14 protein-coding genes and 1 tRNA gene are annotated in these 15,556 nt (G+C 55.5%); 9 read left to right on the top strand and 6 right to left on the bottom strand.

The window, feature by feature from the left end; genetic code table 11:
- Positions 1-35: 35 nt before the first annotated feature.
- Positions 36-1,178 (bottom strand): SPOR domain-containing protein, encoded by a 1,143-nt coding sequence (locus AC2TAD_RS18030; RefSeq protein WP_480869274.1) that lies wholly within the window; start codon positions 1,176-1,178, stop codon positions 36-38.
- 201 nt (positions 1,179-1,379) lie between these two features.
- Between AC2TAD_RS18030 and AC2TAD_RS18025 the strand changes: the two genes are divergently transcribed.
- Positions 1,380-1,469 (top strand) — tRNA-Ser (locus AC2TAD_RS18025).
- 375 nt (positions 1,470-1,844) lie between these two features.
- Here the strand turns inward: AC2TAD_RS18025 and AC2TAD_RS18020 are convergent.
- From AC2TAD_RS18020 to AC2TAD_RS18010, 3 genes are read right to left on the bottom strand one after another with little or no spacing between them, the layout of a single operon-like run.
- Complete coding sequence (locus tag AC2TAD_RS18020) at positions 1,845-3,524, bottom strand: recombinase family protein (RefSeq protein ID WP_480869272.1); 1,680 nt, start codon at positions 3,522-3,524, stop codon at positions 1,845-1,847.
- Entirely contained in the window at positions 3,521-3,937 is a 417-nt protein-coding gene (locus AC2TAD_RS18015; protein ID WP_480869270.1) for a DUF2924 domain-containing protein, read from the bottom strand. Before AC2TAD_RS18015 ends, AC2TAD_RS18020 begins: the two co-directional genes overlap by 4 nt.
- The gene (locus AC2TAD_RS18010) at positions 3,934-4,164 is read right to left on the bottom strand and encodes a DUF3489 domain-containing protein (protein WP_480869268.1); all 231 of its coding nucleotides are present in this window, start codon (positions 4,162-4,164) and stop codon (positions 3,934-3,936) included. Before AC2TAD_RS18010 ends, AC2TAD_RS18015 begins: the two co-directional genes overlap by 4 nt.
- 457 nt (positions 4,165-4,621) lie before the next feature.
- Between AC2TAD_RS18010 and AC2TAD_RS18005 the strand changes: the two genes are divergently transcribed.
- The 5 genes from AC2TAD_RS18005 (at position 4,622) to AC2TAD_RS17985 (ending at position 9,409) form a co-directional block, all read left to right on the top strand.
- A complete protein-coding gene (locus AC2TAD_RS18005; protein ID WP_480869266.1) occupies positions 4,622-6,016 on the top strand; it encodes a site-specific DNA-methyltransferase in 1,395 nt (464 codons plus the stop codon).
- A complete protein-coding gene (locus AC2TAD_RS18000) occupies positions 6,009-6,440 on the top strand; it encodes a DUF5681 domain-containing protein (RefSeq protein ID WP_170752099.1) in 432 nt (143 codons plus the stop codon). Before AC2TAD_RS18005 ends, AC2TAD_RS18000 begins: the two co-directional genes overlap by 8 nt.
- Positions 6,427-7,905 carry a phage terminase large subunit gene (gene terL, locus AC2TAD_RS17995; RefSeq protein ID WP_480869264.1) on the top strand — a complete coding sequence of 493 codons (1,479 nt, stop codon included), beginning with the start codon at positions 6,427-6,429 and terminating at the stop codon, positions 7,903-7,905. The genes AC2TAD_RS18000 and terL overlap by 14 nt, the downstream gene beginning before the upstream one ends.
- A 416-nt stretch (positions 7,906-8,321) precedes the next feature.
- Positions 8,322-8,915, top strand: a complete 594-nt coding sequence (locus AC2TAD_RS17990) for an ankyrin repeat domain-containing protein (RefSeq protein ID WP_170752041.1) — start codon at positions 8,322-8,324, stop codon at positions 8,913-8,915.
- A 14-nt stretch (positions 8,916-8,929) separates the two neighbouring features.
- Positions 8,930-9,409 carry a YHS domain-containing (seleno)protein gene (locus AC2TAD_RS17985; RefSeq protein WP_170752043.1) on the top strand — a complete coding sequence of 160 codons (480 nt, stop codon included), beginning with the start codon at positions 8,930-8,932 and terminating at the stop codon, positions 9,407-9,409.
- A 19-nt stretch (positions 9,410-9,428) separates the two neighbouring features.
- Here the strand turns inward: AC2TAD_RS17985 and AC2TAD_RS17980 are convergent, their stop codons facing one another.
- Positions 9,429-11,633: an adenylate/guanylate cyclase domain-containing protein gene (locus AC2TAD_RS17980; RefSeq protein WP_480869261.1), complete on the bottom strand. Its 2,205-nt coding sequence runs from the start codon at positions 11,631-11,633 to the stop codon at positions 9,429-9,431.
- Positions 11,634-12,437: 804 nt separating this feature from the next.
- Between AC2TAD_RS17980 and AC2TAD_RS17975 the strand changes: the two genes are divergently transcribed.
- Positions 12,438-12,956, top strand: coding sequence for a redoxin domain-containing protein (locus AC2TAD_RS17975; RefSeq protein WP_480869259.1), 519 nt, complete (start codon positions 12,438-12,440; stop codon positions 12,954-12,956).
- Positions 12,957-12,980: 24 nt separating this feature from the next.
- On the opposite strand, the gene AC2TAD_RS17970 is transcribed toward AC2TAD_RS17975, so the two are convergent.
- Positions 12,981-13,649: a GntR family transcriptional regulator gene (locus AC2TAD_RS17970; RefSeq protein ID WP_480869257.1), complete on the bottom strand. Its 669-nt coding sequence runs from the start codon at positions 13,647-13,649 to the stop codon at positions 12,981-12,983.
- Positions 13,650-14,010: 361 nt separating this feature from the next.
- On the opposite strand from AC2TAD_RS17970, the gene AC2TAD_RS17965 reads away from it, so the two are divergent.
- Together AC2TAD_RS17965 and AC2TAD_RS17960 are read left to right on the top strand one after the other, a co-directional pair.
- Positions 14,011-14,946 (top strand): TRAP transporter substrate-binding protein, encoded by a 936-nt coding sequence (locus AC2TAD_RS17965; RefSeq protein WP_331251779.1) that lies wholly within the window; start codon positions 14,011-14,013, stop codon positions 14,944-14,946.
- A 76-nt stretch (positions 14,947-15,022) separates the two neighbouring features.
- On the top strand, positions 15,023-15,556 hold the full coding sequence (locus tag AC2TAD_RS17960) for a TRAP transporter small permease (protein ID WP_170558405.1): 534 nt from the start codon (positions 15,023-15,025) through the stop codon (positions 15,554-15,556).

Here is a 15,556-nt window from a genome sequence, read left to right as displayed (position 1 = left end):
ATCGCAAAGTGGACAGCACAGTAACCTCCTGCTTTTCAGTTCTTGACGACGAAAGCGTCGGTAAAGCCCAGATCCTTGACGTCGCGCTGCAAAGCGGTGCGTTCGCCCCGGGTTTTGGCAGGGCCGACAAGAACTCTCCAGACTGATTTCTCGCCGGTTTTTAACTCGCGTACTTCGGTTGTCAGGCCATTGCGGCGAATTTTCCGAGCAGCGCTTTCAGCATTTTCTTCGACGCTGAATGTGCCAACCTGAACATATGGTTTGGATACCGAAGCAGTATCGGATTCTGCCGATGCCGCAGCGGTGGGCGGGGTTGGTTCAGACGCCTCGATCGCCGCCGCAGCCCCTTCAATCGGGTCGAGCGATGTCTGGGTGATTTCGTCAGAAGATTTCTTTTGCCACCATTTCTTCTTGGTGGACGCGTCCGCAGGCGGGGTGACTTCGGGATCAGACAGAGTGGAAGTCGCCACCTCAGGCGCAGCTTCCACGGCAGTCTCGGCAACTTCGGTCGTGGTCTCGGCGGCGGCATCCGCTGCCACAGCGGCAGTGCCCGCAGCAGCAGCGGTTTCCTTTTTCTGCCACCACTTCCGCTTGGGTTTATCTTCGGCCTCGGCGGTTTGATCTTCGGTCGGAGCGTCGCCTGTAACCGGTTCTGCGACCTCGGGTTCCGGAGAGGTTTCGGGTTCTGCTTTTGGCGCAGGCTCGACGGGTTTACGCCGCAGGGCGACGACCTCGACCCGTGTTGGAGAACCGGCGAGAATGCCAAGCTTTACTGCTGCGTCAGACGACAGCTGCAATGCAGGGCCCGGTAAGTTGCGTTCCCGCCGGAACAAAGCGCCTGTGACTGTCTTGTTGTTTGCGGTGTTCTTGATGCGAACGCGCTCTGGCTGGGTGACGTCAGGATGTGCGATCCAGATTCCACCAAGAGACGGACGGCCATCCCACAACCCGGCCTCGGTCAATGCAAACACCTCGGGTGCCTCGACATCGTCACGGGGGTTTCCGGTCGCTTCGGGGAAAATCTCTCGTTTTGCTGAGTTCTGGGTGCTGTCCGAAGACGCCTCGGTCGCTTCGTTGCCGGTTTCAAGTGCTTCTTCGCATCCGGCCAGAACCAAAGACATCACGGCCAGAACCGCCAACGCCAGCGGCTTTGCGCGTGTTTCGGTCGCTCGATCCATCGTTTTATCCCTTGCCTGTAAGGGGTCGGTTTCCTGAACCCCACCGCGTTTCGCCGGTTCTGCAACGCCGGTCTGATACGGTTTGTGGCCCGATCATAGCGTGAGCAAGGTATCAAGGAAAGACCGCTGCCATAGCTTCGGCAAGAATTCCCTATTTGGTCTTGCCACCGGTTTGCGTTCGCCTTAGACCCAGCATCACGCGGGGAGGTGGCAGAGTGGTCGAATGCGGCGGTCTTGAAAACCGTTGAACGTGAGAGCGTTCCCAGGGTTCGAATCCCTGTCTCCCCGCCACTCATACCTGGTTCACTTCAGCTGTGTTTTCTGACCCGGAATTGTGCCGCAATTCCCGTGCGTTGGCGCATGTGCTTTCAATCAGAGACAGAGCAGACCGTACACTCAGGGCGCAATTCCGGCCCTGGTCTCAGTGGTGCATTTTGGCGGGGTCGCTTTGGGGCGAATTTCCCTGATACCCGGCAATTTACAGGGGAATTTCGCGAAAAGGCTCTGAGTTCCGTCATTTCTCGGGTCAGAACTGCATATTTTACAGAGGTTTATGCTGCAAATTCCCTAAAACGTTAAACAGGGAATTTTCTTGCGGGAACAGAGAATTGTGCCGACGGATCAGGGAGAGCGAACCCCGTATCAGGGACGCCGGATCTGGAGGTGTTAGAAGCCGAACAGGCGCTCTTGCTCGGCCCAGTCAAGTGGGTGAGCCACGCTGACCAGGCGCTTGAGTGTGAGTTCGGGCGGCTGTGTGCCGTCGAGAATCGCGGCTTGAATCTTCGGTGAAAGAAACGCGAGCTGAGCACGGGTGCGGATGAAGGCGCCGGGGACGCGTTCGCGGCGTGCAATCTCCATCAGTTGAACTCCGGCTTTCAGATCGCGCGCCCAGCCATGGGCTCGGATCAGCATGGACCGGAGGTGGGGATCAGGTTGGGGTGCCATGTCTCCAGCGATGACCTTGGTCTCGACGCCGCGGCGGCGCAGATCGAAGGATGCTGTGATGTGGGTGAGATCTGGGTGCAGATGGTCGGCAGCAATGCAAATTGCGCTTGCCAGAGTTTTGGGGTTTAGTTCGAGATCAATGTGTCCTCGTGCAATCTTGCCTTTGGTCAGAAGAGCAGCGCCGACCTGACCGGCTTGGCGTTGAAGCCGGGTTACTAAATCCGCAACTGAAGTCTGTACCGCCTCCGCTGACCCGGCCTCCGGCTGCGCCAGTACCTGATGCGCGGCGGCGGCGTCTTGCAGATGTCTGGCGATGACATCAATGACTGCGTGTTCCAGCGCCGGGCCGGGCAGTCGCCAGCCGGAGGTATCCTTGCCGCCCGAGATCAGCCGATTGGAGATGTAGTAGCGCAACCGTCGGCCTGTGCGCGTGGTGTGGGTTGGCGTCAACCGATCACCAGTTTCGTCCTGCAGCAGACCGGTGAGCCAAGCCCCGGGGTCAGTGGAGTGTTGGCGCTCATTGGGTGTAGGGACTGCACGGGATCGCCGCGACGCTTGGCGCATTTTCTCCTGCACCCGGTCCCAAACGCCCTGGTCGATGATCGCCGGGTGTTGTCCGTTCCAGATCTTATCCTTGTGGCGGATTTTTCCGAGATAGACCGGGTTGCGCAGTAGGTAATAGATTTGGCCGCGTGAAAGTGGGCAATTCCCCTTCACGCTTCCATCCGTCCGAACAACGCGTTTTGACCGCAGGTCTGCTGCCGTTGCCCGTTCTTCTACTTGGCGCAGGCAACCCAGTTCGCCATAAACCCGAAAGAGATGCCGGACCGTTCTGGCCTCCTCCTCATTCACCACCAGCGTTCTTGCCTTCGGATCGGGGTGGCGATCATAGCCCAGGGGCAGGTTGCCACCCATCCAGAGCCCCTTTTTCTTCGACGCCGCTATTTTGTCGCGAATACGTTCGGCGGTGACTTCCCGCTCAAACTGAGCGAAGGACAACAGTACGTTCAGGGTCAACCGGCCCATGGAAGATGAGGTATTGAACGCCTGTGTAACCGAAACAAAGGAACAGTTTGCCTGTTCCAGCCGTTCGACCAGCTTCGAGAAGTCGGCAAGCGACCGGGTCAGCCGGTCGATCTTGTAAACCACCACCATGTCTATACGCCCTGCATCGATCTCTTCAAGCAGCCGTCGAAGGGCGGGGCGTTCGAGTGTGCCGCCGGACAGCCCGCCATCATCGTAGCGGTCTGGCAAAGTGGTCCAACCTTCGTGTCGTTGACTGGCGACATAAGCCGCGCAGGCCTCATATTGCGCGTCCAGGGAATTGAAGTCCTGGTCCAGACCATCTTCTGAGGACTTGCGCGTATAGATGGCGCATCGGATTTTACGGCGCGGGCTCATTTGGCGATCTTTCCGGTGAGTCCGAAGAAACGCGGCCCTGACCAATGCGCGCCGGTAATCTCTCGGGCGATGGCGGAGAGCGAGCGATAGGACCGACCGTTCCAGGTAAAACCATCCCCTGTCACATCGACCATATGGGTTACGCCATTCCACTCGCGCAGCAGGCGCCCGCCGGGCTTAAGAGCAGGGCATATAGGCCGGGGCTTCTTCTTAGAGCCCTTTTCCAGCGTGGCTTTGACCTGCCGGGGTAGCCCGCCATGACGGCGGGACTGCATCTCAAAGGCGATAAAACGGCGCAGGAAGGGTTGGCTGAGCATGGTGGGGGCGGGTTGATCAAACAGTTGCTGCCAAAGCGTGACCAGATCCGATCGACCCATGGCGGCGAGATCGGCGACATCGCTCGTCTTGGTCATGACTCGCCGCCCTTGTTTGCTGTGAGGTGATATGTGGAAAAACCATGTGGCTTGTCGGATGCGCGCCGTTCAATTGTGACACCTTTCTTCCGTAACCCACTTAATGCCGCTCGGACCGAATGAGGCTGCCACCTTATTGTTTTGCAGAGCGCCTCAAGGCTGGCGCCACTCGGGCGGCGCAACAAGGCTTTTACCTTGTCAATTTTGGTTTGCTTCCGCTTGGCCATGAACTGTCTCCTCTGATCTTGGGTCAGCGAGATGCCGAACCCCGGTACCGAGGAGCGCCCGATTGGCTCGGGCGTAGAACCATTGGTGCGTGGTTTATAGCAACAGTCCAGCCCTTTCTGGAGCAGCCTCAGAAGGGGTGTGTTTTGCAGGGCGCTGCTGTTGTACCCCCGATTTTTCGTCAACAATCTTAATTGGTTACGATTTAGTTACTTTTGGTTTGGGGGTTGCGTCTCGTATTGATGACACCTACATTTGGCTCAATCGCCCGGACTATCAGGGCGGGAAACTGCTCCCGCAGGCAGCACTCATTGGAAACACAGGTTTCCGCAGAGAGCATTCGAAGGGGCAACGAACCGGATCGATTGGTCCGGAGAGTTGTTAATCGTGCTCTCTCCGAATTCCCAACACGATCCTTTCTTGTCGACGCTAACGAGCGTCAAACGAAAGGAGGCGGCTATGTCTGCCAAAAAAACACAGAGCGACGCCAAGGCGTCCAACACACCGATCTGGATGGCGGACAAAGTCGTCCAATCTCAGATCAGCCAGATCAAGCCATACGCCAACAACAACCGCGTGCACGCGGCCAAGAGTATTGACAAGCTGAAGGCGTCGGTGGCTCAGTTTGGATTTGTCACTCCGATCCTTTTGGATGGTTCGGGCACAATCATTGCGGGTCATGGCCGCTATGAGGCCGCTAAGGCCCTGGGGTTGATGTCCGTGCCGACTGTTGTCGCGGATCACTTGTCAAAAGCGGAAGTGCGCGCCCTGCGGATCGCGGATAACAAGCTGGCGGAACTGTCGGATTGGAACGAAGCTGCTCTGCAGATCGAGTTTGCCGAGCTGATGGATCTCAGCCTTGATGGCGAGCTCGATTTTGATCTGGATATCACCGGGTTCGAAACGCCGGAGATCGACATCATCATCGACGCTGCGAGCGAGGCTGCGGAGACCGAAGCTGAAACTGTAGACACCCCGGACCCTGCGGCACCTGTCATCACGCAGCCGGGCGACCTCTGGCTTCTCGGAGATCACCGCATCTTCTGCGGAGATGCCTTGCACGCCCAGAGCTACGACACCTTGCTGGAAGGCGAGACACCACAGATGATCTTCACTGATCCGCCTTACAACGTACCGGTCAATGGGCATGTCCGCTGTGGCACCGATGGCGCTCATCGCGAATTTGCCATGGCGTCGGGAGAAATGTCGGATAGCGAGTTCCGCGGCTTTCTTTCAGGCATGATTACCCATTTGTTTGGCCGTCTGCCAGACGGGGGCATTGCGATGATCTGCATGGACTGGCGTCACATTGAAGAGTTGATTGCGGCGGGCAAGGCAGGTGGATTGGACCTCATCAACCTCTGCGTCTGGAACAAGACAAACGGAGGCATGGGCAGCCTTTACCGCTCCAAGCACGAGCTGGTCGCAATCTTTAAGAAGCCCGGTGCTGCGCATATCAACAATGTCGAATTGGGCAAACACGGGCGCAACCGCACCAATATATGGGATTATGCCGGAGTGAACAGCTTTGGGGCAGAGCGCGAGGCCGATCTTTCAGATCATCCCACAGTAAAGCCAACGGCACTGGTTGCAGATGCCATCATGGATGTGAGCCATCGTGGCGATCTCGTGCTGGACGCCTTTGGAGGGTCCGGTGCAACCTTGCTGGCGGCTGAGAAGACCGGACGCTGGGCGCGATTGATTGAGCTCGATCCGGCTTATGTCGATGTCGCGATCCGCCGTTGGCAGAAGATGACCGGTGAGAACGCCGTGCACGCGGTGACAGGCGAGACGTTCGATGCGCGTTCTGCGGCAACCAATGCCACCTCAGAGCTGGAGGCGGATCATGTCTGACGATACGAAGGACTATGAGGTGGGTTACGGCAAACCGCCCAAAGCAACCCAGTTCAAGAAAGGCCGCTCCGGCAATCCAAAAGGGCGCCCGAAAGGTGCTAAAGGGGTTAATGCCAGCCTGAAACGCGAATTGGAAGCCAAGATCACCGTCCGCGAAGGCAACCGGGAAGTCCGGATTTCCAAGGCGGAGGCAATTGCCAAGCGGGTCACGGCCAGCGCATTGAAGGGTGACACGAAAATGCTGATGGCGCTGCTGAAGCTGGACACAGATCTGTTCAACACGAGTGACATGGAGCCGCAAGAAAGCGCCTGTGCGGTTGAGCCGGACAGTGTTGACTTTGATATCCTCCGGGATTTCTTTTCCGGCCAACTGGGCAGTGACGGCGGTCCTGAAGATGAGGAGGCGGAAGATGACGGCTCCTGATCCCAGAATGGTCCAGCAAGCCGCGCGCGAGGTTTGCCGGGACAATTTCTTTCCCTTCGTGTGGCGTGTGTTTGACACGCTGCACCAGGGGAGTGACCGCAGCTTTGATCCGGCCTGGCATGTGCGGGCCATGTGCCATGAGTTGGACAACGTTCGCGTCGGCGAGAACAAGCGGTTGATCATCAACATTCCGCCGCGTTGCCTGAAATCGGTCACCGTGGCCGTTGCATATGTCGCTTATCTTCTTGGGCACTCACCGAGCGCCAAGATTATTGTTGCCAGCTACGGGCTGGATCTGGCGCGCAAGCATTCCGAAGATTGTCGTCGGATCATGTCTGCGCGCTGGTACCGGGAAATGTTCCCTGAAACTGTCTTGGCTAAAAAGGGCAACACCTCAGAAGAAATCCGCACCACAAAGGGAGGCAGTCGCAAGGCTGTCTCCATCGGCAGTTCTGTTACTGGCCATGGCGCCGATTACATCATCATCGATGACCTGCTGAAAGCTGGTGATGCGGGTTCCGAGGCCGAGCTGGTCAAGGCACAGGAGTTCATTGAGGGGACCTTGCTGTCGCGCTTCGACAACCCGGCCGAAGGGCGTGTGGTTATGGTTGCACAGCAGCTGCACGAGATGGATCCGCCGGGTTATCTGCTCGAACGCGGCACCTATCGGCATCTGGATCTGCCTGCCATCGCCGAAGACCATGAAACGGTTCCTCTTGGGCGTGGAAGGGTCATGCGCCGCAAGCCGGGTGATCTTCTGTGCCCGTCGCGCCTGGATCAGAACACGCTGGATACCAAGCGTCGTGAAATGGGCGCAGCCGTGTTCAATTGCCAGTATCAGCAGAACCCCATTGCGCCAGACGGATCACCCTTGCGCTGGGAGTGGTTTGGCACCTACGAGACCATCGAAGATCGTCGTTGGTTCCAGCTGGTCGTTCAGAGCTGGGATACGGGCATGTCAGCGGATCCCCGATCCGACTTCTCGGCCTGTACAACCTGGGGGTTCCGCGAAAATGCGTGGTATCTTATCGACGCCTGGCGCGGGCAGGTAGACTACCCAGACCTAAAAGCCAAGGCACTGCAGCTTGTTCACCGTTGGGAACCGGATCGCGTTCTGATCGAAGATGCTGCCTCAGGCAAACCTCTTTTGGACGAGCTGTTTCGTGATGACCGTCGGCGCTACGAACGCATTAAACCCGACAAGGACAAGGAAACCCGGTTCCAGTCCGCTTGCGGTCCTGTCGAAGAGGGCAAGGTGTATCTGCCTGCAGACGCACCCTGGCTGCCGGTATTCAAACGAGAGCTTCAGTCCTTTCCACGCGGGCGCAACGACGATCAGGTCGACAGCTTTGCCCATTTTCTGAACTGGTCCAAGGGACTGGGATTCTACCGGGCATTGGGCCGGGACCACCGGATCAACATCGAACGTCGGGAGCGCAATCGAGAGAGGGTCAGACGGCGGTAGAACCTCAGCGTCAAGCTTGAAAACTCGTTGAATAGTGCAGGGAGGGCCGATGTCGGACCAATCCTGAGAGCGGCCCCAATGACCGCTCGCAACCACAAACCAGTCTCATCGCTAATGCCGTCGGATGACTGCTTCGAGCCCGAAGCAGACCTTCTCGACCAGTAGACCACGCCGTTGCAGCATTACTGCTCGTTAACCGGAGCGCCGCGGCGCAGATTAAAGACCAAACACTCATGCCGGCTGCGGCGAAATTCGGAGGCACTACGTCTCCATCGCGGACAAAACACTCGTTGTCTCTGGGGCCGCTGCATGGACTAAACCCACTCGATCGGATTCGTCTTTAACACCGCAGCGAATAAGCCGTCGTTGCGCGAAACAGCGGCTCACTGTAGACTTCAAACAGGGGAGGTAGATCCATGCGTTGGATTATTACCATCTTTACAACGGCATTCTTTGTACTTGGGCCCGCTCAAGCAGGTCAGTTATTCGATGCAGCAAAGCAGGGTGATACAGCGACCGTTAAGGCTCTGTTGGAAAGCGGTATCTCGGTTGATGAGCGGGGGCCGAACAAGGCTACGCCCTTGATCGCTGCTTCGTTGGCGGGAAACACCGAAACCGCTGCGGCTCTGATCGAAGCAGGGGCTGACGTGATGGCGCGTAACCACAGCGGCTTCACTCCACTTCACGCGGCTGCCTTCGGCGGTAAGATTGAGACAGCACAGCTGCTTCTCGCTAAAGGCGCAGACGTGAATGGACGCATCAACAGGGCCGAAAAGTCACCCATCTTCATGGCGGCCGATGAGGGTCATATCGAGATGATCGAGCTACTACTCGACAACGGTGCGGATATTGTGACACTCGATAACGATGGCTTTTCGGTTCTAATCCGAACGATGTTCCGTAAACACTATGATATCGTTGGGCTGCTGAAGCAGAACGGAGCCACATGCCCGCCGCCAGACGCCTTCGGCCCGGAATTTCACCGCCTGTGTTTGGAGGCAGGCACATAAGGTAAGGTCAAAAAATGAACATTCGACTTCTGATGAGCGGGCTGGTTATTGCAGGCATGACCACGAGTGCGCTGGCGGATGAGCCCATCAACACTGGGCCTTTCGGCGATGTTGCAATCAAAGGTTATGATACTGTTGCCTATTTCACCGAAAGCCGAGCGGTAAAGGGGTCAAGTGAGTTCGCATATGATTGGCTTGGCACGCCGTGGCACTTCAACAGCGCGGAGAACCGCGAACTGTTTAAGTCTGACCCAACCAAATACGCTCCGCAATACGGCGGGTATTGCACATTGGGTGTCGGCCTTGGGGCCAACGCATCTGAAAATATCGACCCAGTAAATTCCTGGCGGATCATCGATGGGAAGCTTTACTTTATATCGGACCCGACCGGAGCAGAAATGCTTGACCACCCAGAAGGGGAGGCGGTGATCGCCAAGGCGGATGCGAATTGGGAGAAGACCAAGCCGCTGGCAGCCAAGGATTACTCCAACTGACGCGCACCTCGGATGATGGTCATCCGCCAGGTCTAAAGTGAAACAGAATATGCGGGTTGATGTAGCTGTAAGGCGCGCTCGCCCCGACCTCTTCTTCGGCATTTTTGTAGACCATGCCACAAGCCGGGCGACCAAGCGAAAGACCGGGTTGTTGCAAGCACAATATGTCATCTTTCACAAATGCCGATCCAGTGACAAACAATGTGGATGCGCGTAAGGCCATACTTCCGTTCTCTGAAATCTGCATCAAGCCGGGTCCGCGGCCTTCGAAGTTTCCCTGCCATACGTTGCCATCGATCAGAGCAGTAATCGCGTCGGCAGATAGCTTTTCGCGCGCGCCAGGTTGAAAGTCGAAGGGCCATTCCTGCACGCCCGCAGTCAACATTGCATCAATGATCCGATCGAGTTCTTTCTGCTTCCGAAAATGCGCAAACAAGACCTTGTAGAGTTGCGCCGAAGTATGTGGAGCAAATTCGGCCACCTCGTCTGCAGTTGCTTGCGCCTTTTGCGTCTGGCCAGCCTCTCCATAGGCGGCAGCGAGGATGTTAAAGTAGTCTTCAATGCCTTGAGAATTGCCTTTTATCTCCTCAAGGATTTCGACGGCACGTTGGGGACGCCCTGTCAGAATATAGGACAAGCTTGCGATCTGACGTGCATAGCCCGGCAATAGTGGGTTGAGACGCAGAGCCGTTTCGAAATTCTCGATCGCCTCTTCATGTCGTCCGTAGAATGTTTGCGCAAAGCTCAGCGCAAGATAGGCAGATGCTTCACCGGGGGCCTTCTCGACAGAAAGCTGCGCCGAGCGCATCGCTTCCTCATACCTTCGATCCACAGTCTGCAACTCGCTTAATACTGCAAAAGGCATCGCCGCATCGGGATCAATTTCTAAGGCACGACCGGCATGTTCGTAGGCGCGTTTCCGGGCGACAGGAAAGGGCAGCACATCGTCATAGTTGCGGCGCATGATCAATGCCTCGGTGCGGGCCTGTGCCGCGAATGCCCTGGCAAAAGTCGGGTCGATTGCGGTTGCTTCCGAATAGAGGCTCAACGCTTCGCGCAGCTTGGGCCGAAAGCCGCTGCGAGCGGCTTCTTCGGCTCTGAGAAAGAAGTCATATGCTTCCAGATCCGTTGTAGGTAGGCGTTCGATCCGCTCCTTTTCGGACACACTCACATCCACACCAAGTTGATCAATGATCTCGTTTATCAGGCCAGCCTCCATGGAGAAAATATCGGCTTCGTCTCGCTCCAACCGCTCGGCCCATACTGTCTGCCCGCTGCTCACATCTGTCAGCCGCGCGTTGACCAAAAGCCGAGTTCCCGCTCTGCGCACGCTGCCTTCGAGAACATAGCCCACCCCCAACTCGCGACCGATAGACCTGCTGTCGATTGTCCGGTCCCGATAGGAAAACGCGGTGTTGCTGCCGATCACCATCAGCCCGGCGACTTTCGAGAAATCTGTAATCAGATCGTCCGTGAGCCCATCTGCGATGTAGCGTTCCGCGTCTGGCAGCCCGAGGTTTTCAAAGGGCAACACGACGAGAGAAGGCAACCCGTCCTCTGCCGCGATGATTTCACTTTCAGCGCCGCCGAAAAGGGCAACTATGCCATCACGCAATATAAAAGCGGCACCTGAAAGAACCGCTATTACCACCACCGCCGTGACAGCGCCTCGAACTTTGAAGCGAGACAGTGAAGTGTATTTCGAGCCATTCGGGTCCGCCATCCGAAATACCGTGAGAGGCTCAGGTATGTTTTTGACCCGGTGGACTCCCGCAGATTCAAATGGCTTACTGACTTTGCCGCGCGTGTGTTCGTAAACCTCGCGCGAGATGCAGATGCCTCCGGGCGTAGCTAGGGGTTCCAGGCGCGCCGCAATGTTAACACCGTCTCCGTAAATGTCGTCGCCATCGATGATTAGATCTCCCAGGTTGATACCAATCCGCAATTCGATACGCTGGTGGGGATCAATGGTGTCGTTTCTGTCCTTAACCGCCTCTTGTATCTGGATCGCAGCCTCGACTGCATCAACAACGCTTGCAAATTCGGCCAGCAGTCCGTCGCCGATAAGCTTGACGATCCGTCCGTTCTTTTCATCTATCAAACGGGTGAGGATGTCTTGGCGCACCGTGGTCAAACGTTCGAAAGTGCCCACCTCATCCTCGGCCATCATACGGCTGAAACCGACTACGTCTGCGGCGAATATGGCGGCAAGCCTGCGTTCCAAGGTTTGCCCCTCTCCTCCAAAATGCGGGCAGCACTGCGAAGTTAACACTAAAAAAAACGTTACGGAAACTGCGCTCGCTAAAAATATTTGGCTGGGCGGGTGCTTGTCTTTCAAAGGTACAGTGGCGCAACAAGCCAGTTGTCTCCGCAGCAGCATAAGGCAGCTTGCTCCGCATTTGAAACAATGTATCCGAGCGAAGCGAACGGCCTGATAAAGTTTTGGCCTATATGCATGATTTGAACGTCCGGTATCGAGAAATCGTGCTGCCCGTCGCGGGCGATACCGTGACACTGTCGAGCAATCGATTTGATTTCCGCTGCGCCAGCATCGGGCGGCTTTGTCCGCATAGCGGTCATTGACGATGCAATCGGCTGATGGTTGCTTTCACCAAAACCGGCCATTCGTACAAAGCGCAGCGACCGACGGCTTCGAGCCTAAAGTTACAGTTAACTAGTAACGGTGACGTTTTGGGTTTCACCGGACCGATCGTTTGAACGTTCTGGTCTCGATTCTAAAGTTTTCTTGGGGGCCACAGGTGATCAGGTCGCGTTGAATTCGACACAAGTACGCTGGTTGCGCTCACACCTGTTACGGCATTAGAAGCCCGGCTGCAATGAGGGGCGTAGAGTGACGGCGGGTAGGTATCGGTGATTCCTCGTTAACTGACAGCAATCTTAGATCGAGCGTGCCTTTCAAGCACTAAATGATATCGCGATCTTGGTTTCAATAATTGCCTTGACGTGACATGAACTAAGCTAACGGTATCCGCGCAAAGCCCTTGTTTGTAGAAGAAAGGAACGACTCATGACCTCAGCCAAACCAAATGTCGGCGCGCAAATCGAGCAAATGAGTTTTTTAAGGCTGGGGTCTGATGACCAGGTTACGATCGGTCAACAAAAAGACCGCTGGACCATTTTGTTTGTTTATCGAGGTAAGCATTGTCCACGCTGCAAGCGCTTTTTGAACAAGTTGAATGCGGCGCTGTCGGCATGGGCTGACGTTATGGACGTTATTGTTGTCTCTGCCGACACCAAAGAAAAAGCTGCGGCAGACAAAGCAGAATTCGGCTGGGATTTTGATCTTTGCTATGGAATGACTGAAGCGCAAATGCGCGCGCTTGGTCTTTACGTGTCATCGCCTCTATCTGATGCAGAAACGACGGGTCTGTTCGCCGAACCTGGCGCGTTTGCCATCCGTCCGAATGGAACACTGATGCTGGCCGATATCTCTAACGGCCCTGCGGCACGTCCCGATTTGGAAGAGCTTTTGGACGGCATGAAATTCAATATTGATAATGATCGTCCGGAACGAGGAACGGCCTGAGACCACCAGATCGCATGGCCTCGGTTACTCAAAATAGCCTGGGTGCGTCTTGTGGATGAAGTCGATGGTTTCGTCGAGGCGGGACAGGTGTTTTCTGACAGCGGCTTGCGCTTGGTCATGGTCTCCTGCCGCCATGGCCTGTGCAATCTCTCGGTGATCGGCGAGGATTGCGTCTGCGGCACTGCCCTTTTCAAGACTGAGCATACAAAGCCGGTCAACCTTTTGCTTGGATTCTAGCATTACATCAAATGCCATCGGATTGCCGCTGAGCACGTAGATCAGTTTGTGAAAATCATAGTCCAGCGAGTGAAACGCCGATAGATCACCGTCACTGATCGCCTGCTCTTGTAAGGCAAGATTTTCTTCAAGTTTTGCTTCACTTGCTGCGCCCCAAACTTCCATTGCTCGATGGACGATCTCTAGCTCCACCGCCATTCGAACCAATCGCGCGAGAGCCACACGCTCCATAGAAAACCCTCGAACTACGGTCGCCTTTTGTGGTCGTATTAAGAGCAGATCTTCGTTACCGAGCCTTGTGAATGCGTTGCGAACAGGTTGGCGTGATACGCCGAATCGGCTGGCTACCTCTGTTTCGGATAGCTTTGTACCGGGAAGAATTTCAAGCGAAACGATCTCGTCGTGTAGCGCTTCATAGACCGCATCGGTTGTGGTTCGTCTGACAATTTCTTCCACGGTATGTTGCTTGCGCCCTCTGTCTTAGTCACGTTTCAAATTACAGATCCACTGTTATGGTATTGAAACAAATAGAATATTCTATTTTGTTTTGCTTGAGTGAACCAATGTAGGCCTGTCACCTATCAAATGCCCTGCGCTTTCGACTGTCAAGCAATCTGACATACTAAAAGCCTACAGTTGACATAACTTGGATACTAGTGTCCCGTTAAGGGCAGCAGCGATTCTGGTTCTTGGGGGAAATCGAAAGCTACGTGGCTTACGGTCTCTGAAATTCCATGAAAGCCAAATCCTGTCCAAAAATAACCGGGGAGGAGAACCCATGACTTTCACGAAATCGTTCTTTGCAACTGCGACCGCTGTGGCATTCATTGCAACGTCAGCTTCAGCCGAAAACTGGCGAGCCTGGAATATCCACAACGACGGCCATCCCAACACGGCTGCAATGGACAAGTTTGCCGAACTGGTTGACGCCGCTACAGACGGCGAAGTTACCGTCGATGTGTTCCACGGTGGTGTTCTTGGTTCCCAACCGGATGCCCTAGAACAGGTTCGTATCGGCGCAATCGAGGTTGGTAACTTCAACCTCGGTCCTATTGGCCCAATGGTGAAAGAAGCTAACCTTGTATCGCTTCCTTTCATCTTCAAAGATGTGCCGCACATGTTCCGCGTGCTGGACGGCGACGCCGGTGAGGTTGTTTCAGCTGCGATGGGTGAAGCAGGTGTTCTGCCACTGGCATGGTTTGATGCCGGTGCGCGTTCTTTCTACAGCCAAAAGCCGATCAACACGCCCGCAGATGTCGAAGGTCTGAAAATCCGTGTGATGAACAACGATCTTTATACATCTATGATTTCAGCTATGGGCGGTAACCCGTCTCCAATGGCATTCTCCGAAGTTCAGCAAGCGCTGAAAACCGGCGTTGTTGATGGTGCGGAGAACAACTTCCCGTCGTTCAAGAATGTCGGTCACTATGAAGTGACCACAAATTATTCTTTGTCCGAACACCTGATTATCCCGGAGTGCATCTGCGTTAACACGGCCAAATTCAATGCGCTGTCTCCTGAATTGCAAGCCGCTGTGCGCGGTGCAGCAGAAGAAGCCGCATTGGTCCAGCGTGAGCTTTGGGCAATTGGTTCTGAACAAGCGCGTAAAGATGTTGAAGCGGCCGGCATCACCGTCAATGAAATCGCCGACAAAGGCCCATTCCAGTCCGCAATGGATTCGGTTTATGCAGACTACTTGGCTGCAAATCCTGATATGAAAGCGTTGGTAGAAATGGCGCAAGCCACTGAATAAGTTGTCTTAACAGTTCAACTTTGAGCGCCCGGCTCCGCCAATTGGATGCCGGGCGTTTTGTCTCAGAGGAAATCCAATGCAAGAGCCCGATACCGCCCCTGCCGCCATGCGCAACATGGACAGGATTCTTGATCTGCTCGCACGAGTTTGCATGTTGCTGTCTGGCATCGCCATTGTCGTTATGACTGCGATCTTTGCCTGGCTGGTGTTCGGTCGCTACGTTCTGAACAACACGCCCACTTGGGTTGAGCAGGTTTCACTGCTTTTGGTTATGGTCATCGCGTTTCTCGGAGCGGCTGCGGGTGTGCACAATCACACGCACCTCTCTGTTGTCGTGTTCCGCAATTTAGTCCCACCCTCTGTGCGAACGGTTTTCGTCGTGCTCACTGATGTCCTGATGGCAGGTTTCGGTGGCATGATGTTTTGGTACGGGATCGAGCTGACAATATTCAAATGGAACACCCTGATCCCGCTCATCCAATGGTCAGAGGGCTTGCGCTCCTTGCCACTGACAATCAGCGGCGCGTTGGTGTTCCTTTTTTCCACTGGCCATCTGATCCGCCTGTTTCAGGGCCGAGACGAACGCCAAGACAACATAGATCAGGGATAG

The organism is Ruegeria sp. HKCCD7628 (genome assembly GCF_057221005.1).
This window is presented reverse-complemented; position numbering and strand designations above follow the sequence as displayed.